16 protein-coding genes are annotated in these 17,080 nt (G+C 65.0%); 12 read left to right on the forward strand and 4 right to left on the reverse strand.

What is annotated here, in order from left to right; genetic code table 11:
* The first annotated feature begins 100 nt into the window (after positions 1-100).
* From FB468_RS05455 to FB468_RS05485, 7 genes are all read left to right on the forward strand, one after another.
* Entirely contained in the window at positions 101-1,159 is a 1,059-nt protein-coding gene (locus FB468_RS05455; protein ID WP_141886165.1) for an IS110 family RNA-guided transposase, read from the forward strand.
* 1,005 nt (positions 1,160-2,164) lie between these two features.
* A complete protein-coding gene (locus FB468_RS05460; RefSeq protein WP_141886445.1) occupies positions 2,165-2,818 on the forward strand; it encodes a hypothetical protein in 654 nt (217 codons plus the stop codon).
* A gap of 235 nt (positions 2,819-3,053) precedes the next feature.
* The gene (locus tag FB468_RS05465) at positions 3,054-3,482 is read left to right on the forward strand and encodes a hypothetical protein (protein WP_170219634.1); all 429 of its coding nucleotides are present in this window, start codon (positions 3,054-3,056) and stop codon (positions 3,480-3,482) included.
* 76 nt (positions 3,483-3,558) lie between these two features.
* Positions 3,559-4,155 carry a hypothetical protein gene (locus tag FB468_RS05470; protein ID WP_141886447.1) on the forward strand — a complete coding sequence of 199 codons (597 nt, stop codon included), beginning with the start codon at positions 3,559-3,561 and terminating at the stop codon, positions 4,153-4,155.
* An 83-nt stretch (positions 4,156-4,238) separates the two neighbouring features.
* Entirely contained in the window at positions 4,239-4,817 is a 579-nt protein-coding gene (locus tag FB468_RS05475; RefSeq protein ID WP_141886448.1) for a hypothetical protein, read from the forward strand.
* A 1-nt stretch (position 4,818) separates the two neighbouring features.
* Positions 4,819-5,481 (forward strand): hypothetical protein, encoded by a 663-nt coding sequence (locus tag FB468_RS05480; protein ID WP_141886449.1) that lies wholly within the window; start codon positions 4,819-4,821, stop codon positions 5,479-5,481.
* Between the two features lie 850 nt (positions 5,482-6,331).
* Positions 6,332-6,778 carry a hypothetical protein gene (locus FB468_RS05485; RefSeq protein WP_141886450.1) on the forward strand — a complete coding sequence of 149 codons (447 nt, stop codon included), beginning with the start codon at positions 6,332-6,334 and terminating at the stop codon, positions 6,776-6,778.
* A 21-nt stretch (positions 6,779-6,799) separates the two neighbouring features.
* Here FB468_RS05485 and FB468_RS05490 read toward each other — a convergent pair whose 3' ends face one another.
* From FB468_RS05490 to pheS, 3 genes are all read right to left on the reverse strand, one after another.
* On the reverse strand, positions 6,800-7,618 hold the full coding sequence (locus tag FB468_RS05490; protein ID WP_141886451.1) for an SDR family oxidoreductase: 819 nt from the start codon (positions 7,616-7,618) through the stop codon (positions 6,800-6,802).
* 195 nt (positions 7,619-7,813) lie between these two features.
* Positions 7,814-10,354 (reverse strand): phenylalanine--tRNA ligase subunit beta, encoded by a 2,541-nt coding sequence (gene pheT / locus FB468_RS05495; RefSeq protein ID WP_141886452.1) that lies wholly within the window; start codon positions 10,352-10,354, stop codon positions 7,814-7,816.
* On the reverse strand, positions 10,354-11,406 hold the full coding sequence (pheS, locus tag FB468_RS05500) for a phenylalanine--tRNA ligase subunit alpha (RefSeq protein ID WP_141886453.1): 1,053 nt from the start codon (positions 11,404-11,406) through the stop codon (positions 10,354-10,356). Before pheS ends, pheT begins: the two co-directional genes overlap by 1 nt.
* A 131-nt stretch (positions 11,407-11,537) precedes the next feature.
* Between pheS and FB468_RS05505 the strand changes: the two genes are divergently transcribed.
* The 5 genes from FB468_RS05505 (at position 11,538) to FB468_RS05525 (ending at position 16,454) form a co-directional block, all read left to right on the forward strand.
* Positions 11,538-12,164: a hypothetical protein gene (locus FB468_RS05505; RefSeq protein ID WP_141886454.1), complete on the forward strand. Its 627-nt coding sequence runs from the start codon at positions 11,538-11,540 to the stop codon at positions 12,162-12,164.
* A gap of 50 nt (positions 12,165-12,214) precedes the next feature.
* Positions 12,215-12,862: a copper resistance CopC family protein gene (locus FB468_RS05510; RefSeq protein WP_170219635.1), complete on the forward strand. Its 648-nt coding sequence runs from the start codon at positions 12,215-12,217 to the stop codon at positions 12,860-12,862.
* A gap of 3 nt (positions 12,863-12,865) precedes the next feature.
* Complete coding sequence (locus FB468_RS05515) at positions 12,866-13,477, forward strand: copper chaperone PCu(A)C (RefSeq protein ID WP_141886456.1); 612 nt, start codon at positions 12,866-12,868, stop codon at positions 13,475-13,477.
* Positions 13,470-14,747, forward strand: a complete 1,278-nt coding sequence (locus FB468_RS05520) for a Dyp-type peroxidase (RefSeq protein ID WP_141886457.1) — start codon at positions 13,470-13,472, stop codon at positions 14,745-14,747. Before FB468_RS05515 ends, FB468_RS05520 begins: the two co-directional genes overlap by 8 nt.
* Before the next feature lie 369 nt (positions 14,748-15,116).
* A complete protein-coding gene (locus FB468_RS05525) occupies positions 15,117-16,454 on the forward strand; it encodes an NAD(P)-binding domain-containing protein (RefSeq protein WP_211359167.1) in 1,338 nt (445 codons plus the stop codon).
* Positions 16,455-16,477: 23 nt separating this feature from the next.
* Here FB468_RS05525 and FB468_RS05530 read toward each other — a convergent pair whose 3' ends face one another.
* Entirely contained in the window at positions 16,478-16,969 is a 492-nt protein-coding gene (locus FB468_RS05530; RefSeq protein WP_342777242.1) for a winged helix-turn-helix transcriptional regulator, read from the reverse strand.
* Positions 16,970-17,080: the final 111 nt, after the last annotated feature.

Here is a 17,080-nt window from a genome sequence, read left to right on the forward strand (position 1 = left end):
TGTGACTTCATAGGACCCTGCTCAAGTGCCCCGTCACTGTTGTGTCCGCCCGGCCCGGTTCGGTCATCCAGCACATCGAAGTGAAGGAGACCCCACCATCATGACCACCGGAACGCTGAAGCGTCAACCAGAAGTCATCGTCGGAGTTGACGCGCATAAACACATTCACCACGCGGTAATTATTACCAGCACCGGGCAACGCCTTACCGATAGCGAGTTCCCGGCGACTTCCCTCGGATACGCAGACATGCTGTCCTGGGCCACCGAGCACGGCCACGTTCAAGCGTTCGGAGTGGAATCTACCGGCTCCTACGCCGCCGGACTCGCCAGGTTCTTGATCGATCACCACGTCGAGGTACGAGAAGTGAACACCCCGCACGCACACACCAAAGCGAGAGTCGGTAAGGACGACACCATCGATGCTGAAGCTGCTGCACGGAAAGTGCTCGCAGGGGTTGCCACGGCTATCCCCAAACGAACCGATAGCGTCATCGAATCGATACGGTTCCTCTTGCTCGCGCGTGATTCTGCGGTGAAAGCTCGCACCGCTGCCATCGTGCAACTGCAAGATATCTTGGTCACCGCACCCGCCGACGTGAGGGAGAGCACACCCAGGGGTGGGCTGGCAGCGGCACGCCACTGCCGGAAATTCCGTATCGATCGGGCGCGCCTGCATGATCCCGTTCAGGCAGTGAAGCTCGCCCTCCGAGTCCTCGCCGTCCGGGCTGCTGACCTCGACTCGGAAATCAAAGAGCTTGAAAATGCGCTGACCACACTCGTGAACGCAACAGCACCAACGCTGGTATCCAGGGTAGGAATCGGAACGATCCATGCCGCCCAACTGTTGGTCACTGCCGGCGAAAACATCGCACGGTTCCGCAGCGAGGCAGCGTTCGCGAGGCTCTGCGGTGTCGCACCCGTGCCGGTGTCATCAGGGAAGAGTCACCGTATGAGGCTCCACCGAGGCGGCGACCGGAAAGCGAATCGTGCACTCCACATGATCGCGGTCGTGAGACTCAGGTACGACGCGCGAACGATCGACTACATGCAGCGCCGACTCACAGAAGGCCTCTCAAAGAAAGACGTACTGCGTTGCCTCAAACGATTCATCGCACGCGAAGTGTTCAACGACCTCAGAACTGATCTTGGTACGGCTTGACATCTATAGGACCGTCCCTGTGCTTTACCAGGGACGGCCTTACGGTATATCGCGGTCTAGGCAGAAAGGTCTTTTTCCTGCCTTCGTCAAGCATTCTCGCAGTAAGCCTCGTTCGCGGAACGCTATCGACAGGGCCAAGGGGCTGGGTCTTTCAGTTTCGCACCATCCAGGACTCCACTGAGCACAATCTTGAATTTGCCTTCAACGACAAGCATGCGTTCTTCTCACTCTTCCCTCCCCCATCGCATCGAAAGTACTCGGGGATCCTCACCGAAATCCAGGAGGTCCTGAACCTCTCGCCGTCCAGCGCAGACAATCAAGACCGTCGATAGCTCCCAGGCACCACCTTGAGCATTGCCGAGAACTGCGCCCGGGAGAGCCTGACCGCAGCGAGGACGAGTTCACTTTGCCTCAGGTTCACTTCATATCAATTAGCGGGAGATTTCTGCCCGTACGAGTGCTTTAGTCTTGCGTTCAACTCTCACTCGGAAGTCGAACGAAACGGTCACAGGGCCCCCGATTTCTTGAATCTGGATGGACGGGCATCCGTCTCCCCGAACGGCTATCCCGCGGCTTCCTCAACATCGATCCGTTTAATTGCGGACTGGGTGGGCGAGGATCCGCCCCACATTCTCGGCATTCTTGGGCTCTCCCCTGTCACGAGTAAGAATCTCAAGCCGGCAAGGGAGGAGCACGGTGACGGGATCAGTGACGACTCCAGCACTATCACGAGCACAGCCGGTGACGTCTGTGCAGAACTCGCTACTCTATCGCACGGCATGGGCCTCCCCCCAATAGCAATGGATGGCGCGACAGAACCGGCGTCGTTCTCGTCGGCCGCAGGAGTTACTTTGCCCCGGTTGAACCGTACCCCGCTGGGCAAGATCGCACGCATTCCAAGGGCCTTCGCGTGCATCCACAAGACAGCTGTCGGTGTGGGCGGCTACAAGGTAAGCACGGTCTCGGCAATCGTTGAGGCAGGGGAAGTCCCGGAGGGTCGCGGAAATGCACGATGACAAGACCAAAGAATCTAGCTGGAAGAAGCCTATCTGGTGGACTGCGGTGGCTACTATGGCCGCCCTCTCCACGGTACGCCTGATCGTTGGCGCGCTCCAGGCACCCTCGGGCTCACTGCTGGAGTATGTCCTGATCTCGTTTCTCGGGCTACTCTTCGTCCTCGCTTTTACAGCCACTTGGGTTTTCTTCATGTGGTACGCGGGATCTCGGCGTGCACAGCTTATCCTCGCAGAGGACGCCAACGCGCCCGTGGCCCTGGTAGGTGGGCTGGCGGAAGACAGTAACGAGGTACTCAACAAGCTCGGAGCATCGCACTCGTTCCCAAAACCCGAGCGCATCCTCGTCTCATTTGGCGCGACCGCAGAAGGGCTTCACGTGTATCGACGCTTCGGTCACCGCGTCGCGCTCCTCCCAGCTGACCATATCGACGAGATTCGTCTTGAGCGACGTGCACTCGCTACGGGGCCTGAACGGGAAGTAATGACCTTCACCATCCGAGACGAGGCCGATGCCCCCCACAGGCTCAGTTTCGCGATGTTTAGCCCCGGAAACCTGTGCATGATCCCATACTCCAAGAAGTACATGCAGAACCTCCTTGCTGAGTTCCGCGAGGCGCTCGGTGTCAAGAATCATGCCGCGTAGCGTTCAAGATTTGGAAGCGCCAAGGCCAACCAACCGGACTTGGGCTAGGCGGATCTGGTGGATCTCTGTAGGGGGCATGGCAGTGCTCTCCACTATCCGGCTGATCACCGGTGCAATAAACGCACCCATGGGCTCCCAACTCAGATATAGTTTGTTCGGACTCCTTGGGGTACTCATTGGGATCTTTGTGACAATCGCCGTGGTGGCCATCTTCTGGTCAGCGGGATATCGCCGAGTGCAACACATCCTCGCGGAAGACCCCAGTGCGCCCGTGGCCGTGCTTGGCGGACTCGCTGAAGACGGCAACGAGGTCCTCACCAACCTCGGAGCTTCGCACTCATTCCCAAAACCCGAGCGTGTCCTCATCTCCTTTGGCGCCACGGCGGAAGGGCTCCACGTTTACCGGCGCTTCGGGCAGCGCATTGCGCTCCTCCCCGCTAACAGAATCGACAACATCTGGCTCGAGCGGCGCGCCCTCGCCACGGGGCGGGAATACGAAGTCATGACCTTCACCATCCGCCACGAGACAGGCGAGTCCCGCCGACTCAGCCTTGCAATGTTCAGCCCCGGAAAACTGTGCATGATTCCGTACTCCCCAAAGTACATGCAGAACATCCTTGCTGAGTTCCGCGAGACCCTCGGCGTCAAGGATCGAGCCGCTTAGCATGAAGGACTTCGAGACTCCCCAATCAACCAACCGCCCTTGGGCTAGGCGGATTTGGTGGATCTCAGTGGGCGGAATGACAGTACTCTCCACGATCCGCGTCATCGTCGGCGCGATCGAAGCTCCTGAAGATTCGCAACTTGAATACTGGTTCCCCGTTCTCCTCGGGGTACTCACCACACTGCTCTTCACTGTCTTCATGTGCTCGGTCTTTTGGTTCACGGGCAGCGTTCGCGTGCGACACATCAAAGCCGAGTTTGGAGGCACGTCCCCGATCCCGGTAGTTCACATCGCCGGCATCGCAGAAGACGGCAACGAAGTCCTCACAGCACTCGGGTCGACCCACTCCTACAAGAAACCCGAGAACGCATCGCTCTCGTTCGGTGCCGGCCGCTCAGGACTCGTCGTCTACCGCCGGTTCAACCACCGAATCGCGTTCTTCACCACAGATCGCATCAAGGACGTCTTCTATGAGCGACGCACCATCGCGGCGGGAATGGAACGGGAAGTCATGAGCTTCCTCATCGCCGACGAGGCCGGCAACATCCACAGCCTTGGGTTCACAATCTTCAATCACGAGCAACTCCTGATCATCCCCTACTCGCGAGCGTTCAAACAGAACATGCTCCGCGAGTTCAAGGAAGCCCTCGGCCTCACAGACGGAGGTGTCTAACCATGCCAACCAGTACCACACCTCAGCCTGCCGGATCCATTTGGAAGCAGCGGATATGGCGATTCACGGTAGGCGGCACGGCAGTGCTCTCCACCATCCGGCTGGTCATCGGGGCGGTTGAAGCGCCGGAGGGCACTCAACTGCGGTACAGCTTGTTCGGTCTCCTCGGAGGCTTCACCGGTATCGAGTTGGGCTTCCTCGTGTCCTTCATCTTCTGGGTTCCTGGGAGGCTTCGGCTTCGGCACCTCATGGCGGCAAGCCCAAGAGCTCCGGTTGCGCATGTGGCTGGGCTCGCGGAAGACGGCAACGACGTGCTGACCAAGCTCGGAGCGTCTTACTCGTTCACCAGGCCCAGCCACGCATTCATCTCATTTGGTGCGACACCACAGGGGCTCCACGTCTACCGTCGGTTTGGGCAATCTATCGCGTTCTTCCCAGCGGGCAACGTTGATGAGATCCGCCTCGAGCAGCGCACGCTCGCGTCAGGGCCAGACCGCGAAGTCATGAGCTTCAACATCCGAGATGCAACTGGCGTATCTCATCGCTTGAGCTTCACCATCTTTTGCGCTGCAAAGCTGTTCGCGATCGGCTATTCACGAAAGTACATGGAGGCACTCCTCACGAGATTTCGAGAGACGCTCGATGTCAAGGACGGAGCGTAGAATGCCAAACAGCACCGCGCAACGCCCGCCTCGTTCTCTCCAGAGGGAACGGAACTGGTGGATCGCAGTTTGCGCCACGACGCTGCTCGTCTACGTGCTGAGCGCCATCGCCCTGTTTAAGGTGCCACTGGGCTCGCAGCTCGGGTTAAATCTCGCCAGAGTCCACGGAGGGCTCACAGGCATAGAGATCCTTGTAATCTTAATATTTTTCATGTGGTTTGCCGGGTCCCGGCGCGTGCAACCTATCCTGGCGGAAGACCCACACGCTCCCGTAGCCCTGGTGGGTGGGCTCGCGGAAGACAGCAACGAGATACTCGCCGCGCTGGGAGCCTCACACTCATTCCCAAAACCCGAGCGCGTCCTCATCTCCTTCGGCGCCACCGCAGAAGGTCTCCACGTCTACCGACGCTTCGGGCACCGCATCGCATTCCTTCCCGCTGACAGGATCGACGATATTCGCCTGGAGCGACGTGCACTCGCGACGGGGCCGGAACGCGAGGTCGTGAGCTTCATCATTCGAGACGATGCAGATACCTCCCACAGGCTCAGCCTCGCAATGTTCAGCACCGGAAAACTGTGCCTCCTCTCCTACTCTCAGACATACATGAAGAGCATCCTCACCGAGTTCCGCGAGAAGCTCGGCCTCGAAGCCCGAGGAGGATAGCTGTGCAGACCACCCCAAACCGACCCCGAGATTCCCTCACCAGGAAGAATCGGCTCGTGTGGACCGTCATAGTTGGCGCTGCCGTGCTCTCCGCTATCCCTATCGTTGTTGGGGCGCTCGAAGCGCCCCCGGACTCCCCACTCAGGTACCGTCTGTTCGGAACCCTCGGCGTTCACATTGGCGTGTTACTTGTGCCGGCCGTTTTTCTCGTATTTTCCATTCCGGGGCGCATTCGGCTCACGCGGGCGCGAGCCGAGACTCCCGGCGCGCTGTACATCGTGCACTCAGATCTCGCTGAGGGAGGCTACGAAGCTATCCAGGTGCTCGGCGCTACCCCGTTCAGAAACTACGCCGTCGTCAACCAAACCCTGTGCTTCGCGCCGGAGGGGCTCACCGTCTATCGCGGTCTCGGCAGGCGCGTGTTCTTCCTTCCTGTAGAAAGCATCGCCACTGTCAGGCTTGTTCGCGTTCTTCCCTCCCCCGTCGCTTCGGAAGTATGCGGGGATCTTGGCCGAGGTCAGAAGCGCCCTCAACATTCCAACACCAGAATGAACGGGCCGGAAAGAGCACTACGGTACCCGCGACGTCGGTGAGTAACCGCGCCACGGGTCGAACCTACTCAGAGGCTGTACCCGAAGACCTCTGCCGCCTCGCAAGCGTGAATCGAGAAAGGCGCGAAACCATGGAGCCCGCAATAGTAGAGATTGTTTGGGACAGGATGCCTGCCGTCCCGCGCGCGTCGAGCCGCGAGACTGTCAAGATCTACCCATCCAAAATGGGTCGTACTGTCTCTGCTGCCGTGGCAGCTTGGATGCGGCCGCTGTGCCCGTCACGGACCGAAGAGAACTCCGTGTACACGTTCGATTCCCCCGAGAACGGCTCCGGGCGCCTCACTGTGACTATCCAAGGAGCGATTTCCCGCGATCGCTTGACCGATCAGGTGCATGTGTTGGAGATCGAGCGCGTCCTGGGTCAGGTGCAGCCTGCCCGCCTCCCCGACCTGCCGGTCTGGCAGTATTCGTTGAGCCTGCACGCCAGAAACCCCTACGCCCAGGTAGTGATTGGGCTGTTCGCGATTGCGTGCGGTTGCATGCCCCTCTACGGCATCTTCGTTCTCCGCGACATGGATGCCGTGAGCAACGTGTTCTTCTTCATCCTTGGGGCGACCCTCGTTGTTACCGGCGCCTACTACTGGGCATTCCGCGGCCTACGACGGGCTCGATGGTGGCACCGGGCCCGAGCCGCTGTGAAGCTCAGGGGCGAGAAAATGCCCGAGGACCTGCAGGTGATCATATGAGCCGGGTGAGAGTGCGGGCTCTCACCGGGCCCCGCCGACGAGCCAGTCTTCGTAGCTCACGCTGTCAATCATGGCGTCGGGGCCTGGTAGGCATGCGCCACTGCGCACCGCCCTGCCGAACCTGCCGGGGAGCGGCAGTTCAATAACGCTCTGACCGAGCCCGTGCGTCTCGAACACCATTCGACCGAGCTCTGCGAGCCACAGCTCGTCGGGCCCGGCCAAGTCTTGGGCGAACCCCTGCGGTTCGCCCACCGCGAGCTCGAGAAGTCGCCGCGCAACCGACGCCGCGGCGACAGGCTGGGTGCGCATCTTCACGATCGCGCTCCATTTGCCCACGCTGAACGCGCTCTGCTCGGCAAACTCAAAGAACTGGGTCGCGCGGAGCACAGTCCACGGCACGGGCCCCTCGCTCACCAGCCGCTCTTGTAGTGCCTTGCCCGCGTAGTACCCGTAGGGGTTCTGGGCGGCCCCAACGATTGACAGCGCGATGTAGTGGCGCACCCCCGAGGCGCTCGCGGCTCGCAACAGGTTCTCAGTGACGGCGCCGAAGAAGGTTTCAGACCCCGACAGCTTCCCGCTCGCTGACACATCGATAAGGGCATCGACACCGTCGAGCCGGGGCGCGGTTGCAGCGGTGAGATCGGCGGCGAGCGTCGTGAGCGCCCCAGGCGAGGCCGCTCCGAGCGACAAGGCCTCCCCCGGTTCGCTCCCAACCGCACCGGCAGACGGAGGCCCGCCCGGGTGCCTCGAGATGGCGACGACGTCGTGCCCGGCCGCGAGTGCCTGGCGCACGACATGCGCCCCGACTGTGCCAGTGCTGCCTGCTACTGCGATGCGCATGAGCCCTCCTCAGCCGCATCGAGCGTTCGCCTCGTGCGTCTTGGCGAGCGGCGGCCCTGGCTACAGAATACGCCCGGCAGCTCTGCCTCGCTACGTCTCGCAGCACCTCCCGAACGCAGTGTGGGCGGGCCGGGCAGTGTCTGCCCGGCCCGCCCGCCGCGGAACTGCACCGACAATCGGTCGACGCTGCGCTCGCTAGTCGCGCAGCTTCGCTCCGAAGGCCTGCTCGGCTGCGGCGACGCCTGCGAGCTTCGCCTCGCTCGCCTCCTCAGCCTTGAGCGTGCGATCCCCGGCGCGGAAGCGCAGCGCGAACGTCAGCGCACGCTGACCCTCCTCGATACCCTGCCCGCGGTAGTCGGCAACGATGTGCGCGTGCTCGAGCAGGTCGCCCGCGCCCGCCACCACGGTCGCGAGCACGTCGCCAGCGGGTACCTCGACGGGCACGACGAGCGTGAGATCCTGCGTCGCGGCCGGGTAGCCCGACAGGTTCTTCGTCGCGGGCTCGCGCGGCGCGAGCTCCATGACGCGCTCGAGGTTGAGCTCAAACGCGGCGACGCGGCCGGGCAGGTGGTACTCGGCGACGAGCTCGGGCAAGAGCTCACCAGCAACGCCCACGACCTCGCCAGCGACGACGAGCTCGGCCGTGCGGCCGGGGTGGAACGCGCGGTGCGCGCCCTGCCGCACCGTGAGCGTCGCAGAGACGGCGCCCGCGGTGATGCGCGCCGCATCGATGGCGTCGGCCCAGTCGTACTCGCGGCCGGCCTCGCCCGGCTGCTTCTCTACGGCGTCGCCGAGCAGCAGGGCTGCCGCGGTGTGCGGCTGCACCGGAATCGATGCGTTGAGCTCAGCGAGCAGCGCATCGGTCGGGCGTTGCGCGAGCGGCGGTACCTCGGCGGTGCCGAGCGCACCCGCGGGGGTCGCCGGGTCGAACACCCGGCCGAACTCCACGAGCGCGAGGTCGGTGAGCCCGCGCGACACGTTGCGCTGGGCAGCGGTGACGAGGCCAGCGAGCAGCGAGCGGCGCATGAAGGGCGTCTCGCCGTCGAGCGCATTCGCGAGCCGGATCGCATCGACAGTGGCCGAGTGCTCCCCCGCAGGCTCGGGGCCCGCGCCGAAGTTGTCGAGCTGCGTGCGCGACACGAACGGGTAGCTCTGCACCTCGTCGAAGCCCGCTGCGGTGACAACGTTTGCCGCGCGGCGGCGAAGCCGCTGCGAGCGATTGAGGCCCCGGCCGGCAGGCGCGACGGGCAGCTCAGACGGGATGCGGTCGTAGCCGACGATGCGGGCGACCTCTTCGATCAGGTCTGCGGCACGGGTGAGGTCCGAGCGCCAGCTCGGCGCGGAGACCCGGAGCGTCGCGGCGTCAGCCTCGGCAACCTCGCAGCCGATCATCGTGAGCGCGCTGCGCACCTCATCATCGCTGTAGTCGGTGCCGAGCAGGCCATTCACCCGGGCGATCGGCAGCAGCACCTCGGTCGGCTCCCACGGCGCGACGAGGTCGGTGCCGAGCGAGTCGGCAGTGCCCCCGGCGAGCTCGACGAGCAGGTCGACCATGCGCTGCGCAGCGGCCTGCGCGACGAGCGGGTCGACGCCGCGCTCGAACCGCTTCGAAGCCTCGCTCGGAAGCTTGTGGCGGCGCTGGCTGCGGGCGATCGTCACGTTGTCGAACGTTGCCGCTTCGATCAGCACGTCGGTTGTCAAGTCGTCAACCTTGGTCGATTCGCCGCCCATGACGCCTGCGAGGCCGATCGGGCCCGAGTCGTCGGTGATGAGCAGGTCCTCGACGTGGAGCTTGCGCACCTGACCGTCAAGCGTCTCAAGCGTCTCGCCGTCGCGCGCGCGGCGCACGGTGATACCGCCCGTAAGCTTCGCGAGGTCGTACGAGTGGAGCGGGTTGCCGAGCTCGAGCATGACGTAGTTCGAGATGTCGACGGGAAGCGAGAGCGAGCGGATCCCGGCGAGCTGGAGGCGCGCGACCATCCATGCCGGGGTCGGCTTGGTCGGGTCGATGCCGCGCACGACGCGGGTCACGAAGCCCGTCGCGCCGACGCGGCCTCGGATGGGCGCGTCGTCAGCGATGGTGACGTCGAAGCCGCTCGCGGGCGTGATGTCGCGGATCGCGGGGTCGGTGAACACCGCACCGCTCGCGTGCGAATACTCGCGGGCGACGCCGCGCAGCGAGAAGGCGTACCCCCGGTCGGGCGTGACGTTGATCTCAACCGCGGTGTCGTCGAGCCCGAGCAGCGCGAGCGCGTTCGCACCAACTTCGGGGTCGAGCCCGAGGCGCGAGAGCACGATGATGCCCTCGTGGTCGTCGCCGAGCGTGAGCTCACGCGCGGAGGCGATCATGCCGTCGGAGACGTGGCCGTAAGTCTTGCGGGCGGCAATCTTGAAGTCGCCGGGCAGCACGGCGCCGGGCAGCGTCACGACGACCTTGTCGCCGGGGCCGAAGTTGTGGGCGCCGCAGACGATGCCACGCACGTCCTCGCCGCCGTCGGCGGCGCGCTGGCCCTCGGGGGCGACGCGCACCTGGCACCAGTTGATGGTCTTGCCGTTGGACTGCGGCTCGGGCTCGGCCGAGAGCACCTCGCCGACGACCACGGGGCCGGAGACGTCAAAGCGTCGCACCGACTCCTCTTCGAAGCCGACGCTCACGAGCTGCGCGTGCGCCTCTTCGGGGGTGGTGTCTGCGGCGAGCGAAACGAATTCGCCGAGCCAGCTGAGTGGGATCCGCATTAGACGAGGCCTCCGAACTGTGCGTTGAAACGAATATCGCCCTCAACCATGTCGCGCATGTCGTTGAGGTCATTGCGGAACTGGAGCGTGCGCTCGATGCCCATGCCAAAGGCAAAGCCCTGGTATTCCTCGGGGTCGATGCCCGCGGCGAGCAGCACGTTCGAGTCGACCATGCCGCAGCCACCCCACTCGACCCAACGGGCGCCGCCCTTGGCGTTCGGCTGCCACACGTCCATCTCGGCGGAGGGCTCGGTGAAGGGGAAGAAGTTCGGGCGCAGGCGAATCTTCGCTTCGGCACCGAACATCTGGCGCGCGAAGTGCTCAAGGGTGCCGCGCAGGTGGGCCATCGTGAGGCCCTTGTCGATTGCGATGCCCTCGATCTGGTTGAAGACGGGGGTGTGCGTTGCGTCGAGCTCGTCGGTGCGGAAGGTGCGACCGGGCGCGACGACGTAGACGGGCAGCTCGCGCTCAAGCAGCGAGCGCACCTGCACCGGCGACGTGTGGGTGCGCAGCAGCAGGTGCCTGTCGGCGGGCTCGACGAAGAACGTGTCCATCAGCGTGCGCGCGGGGTGGTCGGGGTCGAATCCGAGCGCGTCAAAGTTGAACCACTCGTGCTCGACCTCGGGGCCCTCCGCGACCTCCCAGCCCATGCCGATGAAGATGTCGCTCGCCTCGTCCTTGAGCTGCTCGAGCGGGTGCCGCGATCCGGCGCGACGACGCACGGGCGCCTCAGTCACGTCGACGGTCTCCGCGACGAGTCGCGCGGCGGCCTCGGCCTCCGCGAGCTCGGCCTCGCGGCCCTTAAACGCTCCCTCAAGCCGACCGCGGGCAGCTCCCATGAGCTTGCCGGTCACTGCCTTCTCGTCCTTCGGAACCTCGCGCATCAGCGCGTTGAGCTTTGCGATGGCGGAGTCGTCGCCAACGTGCTCGGTCCGCGCGGCCTTGAGCGCTGCGACTGACTCGGCCGCGCTAAAGGCGGCAAGAGCTTCAGCTACAGCGGCGTCGACCGCTTCCTGCGAAATCGGGTTGGGGTTCGTGGTGTTGTCTGACACGAGGATTCATCCTACCGTGGATCGGTGAACGCCACCCGAGCCCAGAGCCCAGAGCCCAGAGCCCGCGTGAAGAACCCGCACTGGAGCCCGCGTTGAGCTTCCGGTGCAGTGGGGCAGGTTAAGCTTGCAGCATGGCCCGGCGACAGCAGCCCCTGAGCCGCGCGGCACGCACCGCGCGCGGCTCGATCGGTGCTGCGCTCGCGACCGTCCTTGCGGCTGCGTCGCACTCGCTCGCGGGCGGCGAGGTCTCGGTCTTTGCCGTGTTCGTGACGGCGATCATCGCGCTTCCGTTCTGCGTCGCGCTCGCGGGCCGCATCGGGTCGGTCTGGCGCGTTGGCCTCGCGGTCGGCGCCAGCCAGTTCCTCTACCACTGGGCGTTCGCGGGCATCGGCGTCTCGGCCTCGTTCGGCGCCGACATGGCGTTCCCCACGGGCTCGCACGCCGCCCACCTCGCCTCACTCGAGCGCTTCGTACCCACGGTCGTTGAGGCCGGGTCAGCCGACACGCTCATGTGGGCACTCCACGCGGTCGCCGCTGTGCTGTCGACGGCGCTCATCGCTCGCGGCGAGCGCGCCATCATCGCGCTCGGCCGCTCCATTCGCAGGGCGCTCCCGCAGCCGTTCAACGTTGCCGCGTTCGAGCGGCGCCCGGCGCAGCCAGTGAGCCGCGAGGCACCTGTCCTCAACGATCAGATTCGTGGCTACTCCTCGTGGTCGCTGCGCGGGCCCCCGCTCGCGCACGCGTTGCCCCATCCCTAACACGAATCAGATCGATGTCCCGATTGTCCCGGGAAGAAACAGGACCAGCTATGCCTTCGCATACCCACACGCAGGGAGCGGCCCCGAAGCGTCGCACGCTCGCGACGCTCATGACCGCTGCGTGTGTCGCACTCGGGTTCGCGGCGTTCGCGTCGCCCGCGGCTCCGGCCAACGCGCACGATCAGCTCATCGACGTCGCCGTTGAGTCGTCGGAGGCCGGGGACCCCTCGAGCCTGCGGCTCACTTTCAGCGACAACGTGCTCGACGTAGGCGCAGAGATTCATGTGACCGCGCCAGATGGCGGCGACGCAACCGGCGGCCTGCCGACCTTCAGCGGACGAGATGTCGTCCAACCATTCGCAACGCCCCTCGCCGACGGCACCTACACGTCGGCGTGGCGGGTCGTGTCGAGCGACGGCCACCCGATCGAGGGCGGCTTCATGTTCGACATTGAGAATGGCGCTGCGGGCGAGGTTCGCCCCTACACCGGAGAAGCGGAGACCGACGACGCCAGCACGCCCGAGGGCGACGCTGATGCGGGTTCGGAAGGCGCGAAGGGCGCTCAGTCCCTCACGCTTCCCCTGGCGATCGGAGGCGCGGCCGTCGTGGCCGTCGCGATCGCGATTCCAATGATTGTTCGCATGCGCAAGAGCGCAGCATCCGCGGAGGGCACGGGCCCCCGCGAAAACGAGGAGTAATTCATGTTCACCACACACCGCACCCAGCGTTCGCGTCGTGCGGCGGTAGGCCTCGCCTCCGCCGCGGCAGCTTTCGCGCTCGCGCTCACCGGCTGCGCCCCGTCGAGCGATGCACCGGCGCCGACAGCCGACGCTTCCGCCGAGGCGAACGGTGCCGTTGTCACAGCGAAAGACACCTGGGTGAAGGCCACCGCGGCCGACGCGAAGCCGGGCGAGGCGATGAGCGGCGTCTTCGGCACGATCGAAAATCACGGCGAGAAGGATCTCGTGATCACCGGGCTGAAGAGCGACGTGGCGGGTGTCACCGAGCTGCACGAGGTCGTCGACGGCAAGATGCGCAAGATCGAGGGCGACGTCACGATTCCCGCTGGCGGGTCGCTCGTGCTCGAGCCCGGCGCGAACCACATCATGCTCATGGAGATCGCGCAGCCCCTCTCCCCCGGCGACGACGTCACCGTCGAGCTCACCTTCAACGACGGGACGACGCTCGAGATCGTCGCGCTCGTAAAGGACACCTCGGGCGCGAACGAAAGCTACGAGGACATGGATCACGGCGCTATGGATCACGGCGACATGGACATGTCGGGTGACGCCAGCGCGATGGATCATGAGTAGCGATCAGGCCCTCGAGCAGGATCAGCAGGCACGCCGTCTGAGCCGCCGCGCCCTCCTCACGGGGGGCGCGGTCGGCGCGGGCATTGGCGCGCTCTTGGGTGGCGCCGGCGGGTACGCGCTCGCCGAGCGCGACAGGGCGAACGAACCCGGCTTCGATCCTGAGACGACCCCCGCGCTCAATGATGCGGCCGACGGGCCCGGCTTCGGTGGCGAGGCGCTCTCCTGCCACGGCGACCATCAGGCCGGGATCACGACGGTGCCGGCGACCCACGTTCGCCACATCGCGTACACGCTGCGGGCCGAGACCGACCGGGGCGCGATCGCGCGCATGTTCCGGATCCTGACCGGCGATATCGAAGCGCTCACGGCCGGAGTGGCACCGCTCGCTGACCCCGAACCCGAGCTCGCCGAGCGCCCCTCGCGTCTCACCATCACGGTGGGCGTCGGGCCGGGGCTCGTCGACCGCGTCGACCCGAAGAAGCGCCCGAAGTGGCTCGCGCCGCTCCCCGCGTTCACGCTCGACCAGCTCGGGGGTGGGTTTGACGGTGGCGACCTGCTGCTCACGCTGCAGGCCGACGACCCGCTACCCGTCGCGCATGCCGCGCGCATGCTGCACCGCGACCTTGACCGCTTCGGCGAGTTGGCGTGGGTGCAGCAGGGGTTCAGGCAGGCGCGCGGTGCTGAGGCGCAGGGCGCGACCATGCGCAACCTCATGGGCCAGGTCGACGGCACCGTGAACCCGAAGCCGGCCGAACCAGATTTCGACCCGCTCATCTGGGTCGACAAGGCCGACGGGCAACCGTGGCTGGCTGGCGGGTCGGCGTTCGTGCTGCGGCGTATCAGGATGGAGCTCGACACGTGGGATCGCGTCGACCGCCCGGGCCGCGAGCAGACGATCGGCCGGACGCTCTCCGATGGCGCGGCGCTCTCGGACCCGAAGGGTGGCGAGCACAAGCCCGCCGACTTCGACGCGAAGAACGCGCTCGGGCTCTCCGTCATCTCGTCTGCGGCGCACATCAGGCGCGCCACGTCGAGCGACCCGAACGAGCGCATCGTGCGCCGCGCGGTGAACTACGACACGGGCGAGGAGGCCGGGCTGCTGTTCGGCTGCTTCCAGCGCAACCCGCTCACGCAGTTCGTGCCGATCCAGCAGCGGCTCGACGAGGCCGACCTGCTCAACGAGTGGGTGACGCACACGGGTTCCGCGGTGTTCGCGATCCTGCCCGGATTCCGCAGCGGCGAGACGCTCGGGGCCGGCCTCACCGCCTAGCCAGCCCGAGCCACACTCACAGAACGAGGGGCCCTGCCCCGGCATACCAGCCGGGGCAGGGCCCCTCGCGTGTCGCCTGTTCTCGCCTCGCATCTAGGCCCCTCACACGACCACAAACTCAACAGCATTTCGGGAGTACTGCTATGGTGTGAAGGTTGCTAGCCGACGGATGGTTGAGAAGTCACTTTTCCCTGCCGCGCTGGGAATCTCAGCGGTCGATCGACGTGTCGGCCAGCGATCACACTCGCACGCGACTCCCTCGTTGCCCCGTTCCCCGCGCGACCGGCTAGGAGCAACAACAGAGTGAGGAAGTGTAGTTAAGTGAGTGGTAATAAACGAGTAGCAATCATTGGCGCGGGCCCGAGCGGCATGGCTCAGCTTCGCGCCTTCGAATCGGCCGAGCGGCAGGGGCACGACGTCCCCGAGCTTGTCTGTTTCGAGAAGCAGGCCGACTGGGGCGGCCAGTGGAATTACACCTGGCGGACGGGCCTCGACGAGTACGGTGAGCCCGTGCATTCGAGCATGTACCGCAATCTCTGGTCGAACGGCCCAAAGGAGGGCCTTGAGTTCGCGGACTACTCGTTCGACGAGCACTTCGGCCGGCCCATCTCGTCGTACCCGCCGCGCGAGGTGCTGTGGGACTACATCGCGGGGCGGCTTGAAAAGAGCGACGTGCGGAAGCACATCAGGTTCACGACGGTCGTGCGCCTCGTCGCGTTTGACGACGCAACCCAGCAGTTCTCAGTGACGAGCGAGCACCTGCCGACGGGTGAGACGACAACCGAGACGTTCGACCACGTCATCGTCGCGAGCGGGCACTTCTCGTTCCCGTTTACGCCGGAGGTTGACGGCATCGAGACCTTCCCAGGGTTCGTCACTCACGCGCACGACTTCCGGGGTGCGGAGGCGCTCGCCGGCAAGGACGTGCTCGTGATGGGGTCGAGCTATTCCGCCGAAGACATCGGCAGCCAGGCCTACAAGATGGGCGCGAAGTCGGTCACCGCGAGCTACCGCACTGCGCCGATGGGGTACGAGTGGCCCGAGCGCTTTGAAGAGCGCCACGGGCTTCAGCGGTTCGAGGGCAGCACCGCCTTCTTCGCCGACGGCACGTCAAAAGACGTCGACGCGCTCATCTTCTGCACGGGGTACATGCACAAGTACCCGTTCCTGCCGCGCGAGTTTGCGGTCTCAGGCGCGAACGACCTCTACCCCGAGCAGCTCTACCGCGGCGTCGTGTGGAACGACAACCCGGCGCTCTTCTACGTCGGCGCGCAAGACCAGTGGTTCACCTTCAACATGTTCGACACGCAGGCCTGGTACGTGCGCGACCTCATCCTCGGCACCGCCGAAATGCCGAGCAAGGCCGAGCGCGAGCAGTCGATGACCGCCTGGCAGCAGCGCTACCGCGCGACGCCGACGAACGGTGCCGACCAGATCAGGTTCCAGGCCGACTACGTTCGCGACCTCATGGGCGAGACTGACTACCCCACGTTCGACATCGACGAGGTCGCGAACATTTTCGTCGATTGGAAGAACCACAAGCGACAGGACATCATGGGGTACCGCGACTACTGCTACCGCTCAGTGATGACGGGCACGATCGCGGCGAAGCATCACACGCCGTGGATCGAGGAGCTCGACGATTCGCTCGAGCGTTACCTCTCCCCCGGCTCAGCGAACCGCGAACCGAGCGGCGCGCGAGCGTAACCTGGCGCGAGGCGCGGCCCGCGTTAGCGCACGGGCCGCGCCTCGCCCTGTTCGTGATCGTACTGGTCACGGAACGCGACGATCTCAGCCTGGTGCGTTGACGCCCACTCGGCGATCGCCATGACCGGCCCGACGAGCGTGCTGCCGAGACGCGTCGCCCGGTATTCGACGCGGGGTGGAATCTCGGCGTAAACGGTGCGCTCGACGAGCCCATCCCGCTCGAGTTGCCTGAGCGTGAACGTGAGCATGCGGGCCGAGATGCCCGGGGTCATTCGCTTGAGCTCCGTGAAGCGGTACGGGCCCTGCTGCAGCATGCCAATGAGCATCATGCTCCATTTGTCGCCAACGCGCGCGAGGATCGATCTGAAGACCTCGGCCTGCTGTTCATCGACCGCGCAGATGTGCTGCATGCGCGGCTCGTCGCCTGCGGCTGCGCCCGTGGCGAACAGCTCAGGCGCCTCAGGCGCTGTCTCCGGCACGCCGATCCCATACGTTGCAACGCCTCGACTGGCCATACATCTTCCCCCATTCGCTGCGGCACACCCGCTCTAGTTACACCGAGGTAACTCAGTCACGTTGCAGTGCCCGATCCCTCATGCTCGATACTTACTCACTGTACCTCAGTT

Source organism: Leucobacter komagatae, assembly GCF_006716085.1.
Lineage (GTDB): Bacteria > Actinomycetota > Actinomycetes > Actinomycetales > Microbacteriaceae > Leucobacter > Leucobacter komagatae.